The 3,617-nt window shown below is 44.2% G+C and carries 5 protein-coding genes and 2 tRNA genes; 4 read left to right on the top strand and 3 right to left on the bottom strand.

Features of this window, described 5'->3' with window-relative positions; genetic code table 11:
- The coding region (locus GY683_RS00865) for a bifunctional hydroxymethylpyrimidine kinase/phosphomethylpyrimidine kinase (RefSeq protein ID WP_297286953.1) at positions 1 to 218 on the bottom strand (218 nt) is incomplete at its 3' end.
- Positions 219 to 454: 236 nt separating this feature from the next.
- On the opposite strand from GY683_RS00865, the gene GY683_RS00860 reads away from it, so the two are divergent.
- From GY683_RS00860 to GY683_RS00850, 3 genes are all read left to right on the top strand, one after another.
- Positions 455 to 544: transfer RNA gene (locus GY683_RS00860), tRNA-Ser, on the top strand.
- 116 nt (positions 545 to 660) lie between these two features.
- A tRNA-Arg gene (locus tag GY683_RS00855) sits at positions 661 to 737 on the top strand.
- Between the two features lie 227 nt (positions 738 to 964).
- Positions 965 to 1,513, top strand: coding sequence for an RDD family protein (locus GY683_RS00850; protein ID WP_367274102.1), 549 nt, complete (start codon positions 965 to 967; stop codon positions 1,511 to 1,513).
- Between the two features lie 46 nt (positions 1,514 to 1,559).
- Here GY683_RS00850 and hemN read toward each other — a convergent pair whose 3' ends face one another.
- Complete coding sequence (gene hemN, locus GY683_RS00845) at positions 1,560 to 2,960, bottom strand: oxygen-independent coproporphyrinogen III oxidase (protein ID WP_297286951.1); 1,401 nt, start codon at positions 2,958 to 2,960, stop codon at positions 1,560 to 1,562.
- A gap of 93 nt (positions 2,961 to 3,053) precedes the next feature.
- The gene (locus tag GY683_RS00840; RefSeq protein WP_297286950.1) at positions 3,054 to 3,278 is read right to left on the bottom strand and encodes a helix-turn-helix transcriptional regulator; all 225 of its coding nucleotides are present in this window, start codon (positions 3,276 to 3,278) and stop codon (positions 3,054 to 3,056) included.
- 127 nt (positions 3,279 to 3,405) lie between these two features.
- Between GY683_RS00840 and GY683_RS00835 the strand changes: the two genes are divergently transcribed.
- Positions 3,406 to 3,617 (top strand): hypothetical protein (locus GY683_RS00835; RefSeq protein ID WP_297286949.1); only part of this gene is annotated, 212 nt, incomplete at its 3' end.

Genomic DNA, 3,617 nt, shown 5'->3' with positions numbered 1-3,617 from the left:
GCAACAGGTAGGTCTTCTAGTACCGCAGATGCCTGCGCGGTTAATAATTCGCTGGATGTCGGCTCAAAGCCAAACACCGCTTGTGAGCTTTGAACGGTGATGGCGGTGCAGGCCACGGCAGCGTGCGCACCTGCCGCACCGATGGATTCAATGTCAGCTTGCAATCCTGCACCACCAGAAGGATCAAGCCCCGAGAAACAAAGCACCGTCGGACGCATCTGATGTGTCATGTGTGATTCCTTATATGATTAGCAATGAGATATATCATAGCAAATTTTGATGAAGCTGTGACAGAATTGTCCCAAAATCTATATCCAAACATTAAAACGCCCACGTCACAATCACTTTTTCTAAGATTTTTGGAAATTTTAATAAAAACTACTTGCAAAAGCCCAAAACTTTGTTATAATTATCGCCCACAACGTTCGGTGATTTATCACTGATTATTGTAGACGGTGACGTGGGTGAGTGGCTGAAACCACATCCCTGCTAAGGATGCATACGGGAAACTGTATCGAGGGTTCGAATCCCTCCGTCACCGCCATTTATTTTTTAAGTCATTAAAATTTAAAAAATAAATAAAAAATCGCTTGACATACTAAAATTATCTAGTATAATAGCCCACCATCAAGACGATAGCAAATAATCTTGATAACACATGCACCCGTAGCTCAGTTGGATAGAGCACTTGGCTACGAACTAAGGGGTCGGGAGTTCGAATCTCTCCGGGTGCGCCATATTGAAAAGTCATCAAAATCTTAAAGTTTTGATGATTTTTTTTGCCTATTTTTTGCATGATATTTGTTGCGGTTCTTTGGGTGGTTTTGTCGTTAGGTAAACCCATCAAATCATGATAAAATAGGCAAAAAATTTTGATGATGATGCCATGACCAAACTCATAAAACCCACCAAATCCCCAAAAATCGCCACACAACGTGATGAGCCTGTTGTCATCGCATCGCCAATGGCGCGATTGATGACCATGCTGTATGATGGGATGCTGATTTTGGCGATGCTTTTTTTGGTTGGGCTGATTTTATCAGTGGTGGGCACGATGATGTTCGTGGATGTTGGCACCACCGCCCAAGATGCCAAGGAGCTGCCCAAATGGTATCAAAATGGCGTGATGACACCTGCCTTTGTGCTGACGCTTGTGGGATTTTATGGCATATTTTGGCGAAAATCGGGTCAGACTCTGGGCATGCAGACATGGCGACTAAAAACCGTCAATGCCGATGGGCATCTTCTGACATGGGGCAATAGCTTTAAGCGCATCATTGGTGCGTGTCTGTTACCGCTGCTTTGTGCTTTGGTTGGTGCACTCATCCACGGTTCGCGTTTGGCGGTATTGTTTAGTGCGTTTGTCGGTTTGTTGTTCAATTATGCGTTTTGCTGGTTCAATCGTCGTGGTTTAGCCGCGCACGATATTCTGTCGAATACCATGACCCTAAAAGTGCCAAAATACGAACATGAAGGCATTTTCTCATCACTAAAAAAGAAAACTAAAAATTAATCTAACACATTAAAAAAGGGCGTTTTGCCCTTTTTTATGTTAAGCACTAAATTACCTTCGAGAAGCGATTGGCGTGTTTTTTGGCAAGGTATTCATCAAATACCATGGCAACGCTGCGTCCCAAGATACGACCCTTGGGTAGAATCTGTACACCTGTGTCGTTGATGCTCACCAGTCCGTCTGCTTGCATGTCATCTAGCTGCGCCAGCTCATCTTTAAAATAAGCTCTGGCATCGATGTCAAATCTGTCGCTAACGTCCTTGAAGTCCAATCGGTCATGGCATAGTAGATTCATGATGACATAGCGGCGTAGCTCATCCTTGGGGTCAGATTCAATGTGCTTAACCGCAGGCAGGGCGCCATCATCAATCATGCGCTTATATTCGTTCAAATCGGTGTGATTTTGCAAGATGTGGCGACCAATCTGACTGATGGACGACACCCCAAATCCAAGCAAATCACACTCGCCAAGCGTCGCATAACCCTGAAAATTACGATGTAATTTACCACTGCGCTGAGCGATCGCCATCTCATCATCAGGACGCGCGAAATGATCGATGCCGATGTATTGATAACCTGCTTGGGTCAGTGCATTGATGGTGTTGCCGAACATGGTCAGCTTATCAGCAAGGCTGGGCAGATCTTCTTCTTTGATGCGACGCTGTGCGGTGAAGCGCTCTGGCAGATGGGCGTAATTAAACACTGACAATCTGTCAGGCGCGATGTCGATGATGCGAGCCACCGTGTCCGCCATGCTCGCCACTGTCTGATGTGGCAGACCATAGATTAGGTCAATATTAATGGATCTAAAGCCCAATTCGCGCGCATCTGCCATCACTTGCCTGATCATCGCTTCAGGCTGTACGCGGTTTACAGCGATCTGAACTTTCTCTTCTAAATCCTGCACGCCAAAACTAAGACGATTAAAACCAAGCTTGCGCAGAACGACCAAGGTATTTGGTCGCAGCTCACGCGGGTCAATTTCTATAGAATAATCACCATCGGCGGCGAATTGGAATTCTGATTGTAAGAAATTCCACAGCTGTGCTAGTTCGTCATCGCTAAAAAAAGTTGGCGTGCCACCGCCCAGATGCAGCTGTTTGACGATGGGCGTGCCACGAAGTAAGGATTTTTTGTGTTTAACTTCGCGAATAAGGTAATCCAGATAATCGCCAGCATCGCTGTTTTTCTTGGTGATGATCTTATTGCAACCACAGTAGTAGCAAAGATGACGGCAGAATGGCACATGAAAATACAGTGATAGCGGTGTGCTCTCATCTCTTTGGTTTAAGATGGTCTGCTCCACGCCTTCGGAGATGGGCGTGAATTCAAGCGCGGTGGGGTATGAGGTGTAGCGAGGGCCTTGGCGGTTGTATTTGTGGATGAGTTGTTCATCGAAGCGAACACCGCTAAAATGTAACGGTTCTGGATTGGCATAAGGATTCATAATTTGCCTTGGCGATGGCTGACAGGTTTGGGGTATTATACCTGTTGTGTTTAAAATTTGCCAATCAGCCACTGGGTGTATCTGGGATGTTTGCTAAGCGCTTTTTAAAACTACTGATTTTTTGTCTTCATTAAACAACTCGGTCATTTCAATGCCAAGTACTTGAGTGATTTTTTCTAGTCTGTCTAGGCTAGGGCGACTTTCGCCACGCTCCATTTTTGCATAGCCATTTTTTGACATTCCTACTCGACTTGCCATCTCTTCTTGAGACCAATGTTTTTCTTCGCGCAATTTGCGAATAATGTCATGAATTTGCATGATATGAATATATCCCTAAAAGTGGTTATAAAGTCTTACCAATGGTTGGGTGTTTAATATTTTGGATGTGTTATAATGATTTTTTGAAATATGTTAGAAAGTTTTCAATTGGATTTTTGGAAAGATTATGGCAAAGTTGACACAAGAGCATTTGGATTTCATGATGAGGCATAATATCTCTATGGAGGAGGTTTTGGATGCAACTGGAATGAGATATGTTGAATATAAGCATTATATGAAAGAATATGACTTTTTACTTGCCTATGGTGTGACCCCCTGTCAAAAAGCCGGGCACACCTTCAGAACTCGATATAATCATTGCGTTATGTGTGATCCTTC

This window comes from Moraxella sp. (genome assembly GCF_024227015.1).
Classification (GTDB): domain Bacteria; phylum Pseudomonadota; class Gammaproteobacteria; order Pseudomonadales; family Moraxellaceae; genus Moraxella.
This window is presented reverse-complemented; position numbering and strand designations above follow the sequence as displayed.

Coding starts and splice junctions, on each gene's coding strand:
- GY683_RS00850 (WP_367274102.1), top strand. CDS start 965: ATGGCGCGATTGATGACCATGCTGTATGATGGGATGCTGATTTTGGCG.
- hemN (WP_297286951.1), bottom strand. CDS start 2,960: ATGAATCCTTATGCCAATCCAGAACCGTTACATTTTAGCGGTGTTCGC.
- GY683_RS00840 (WP_297286950.1), bottom strand. CDS start 3,278: ATGCAAATTCATGACATTATTCGCAAATTGCGCGAAGAAAAACATTGG.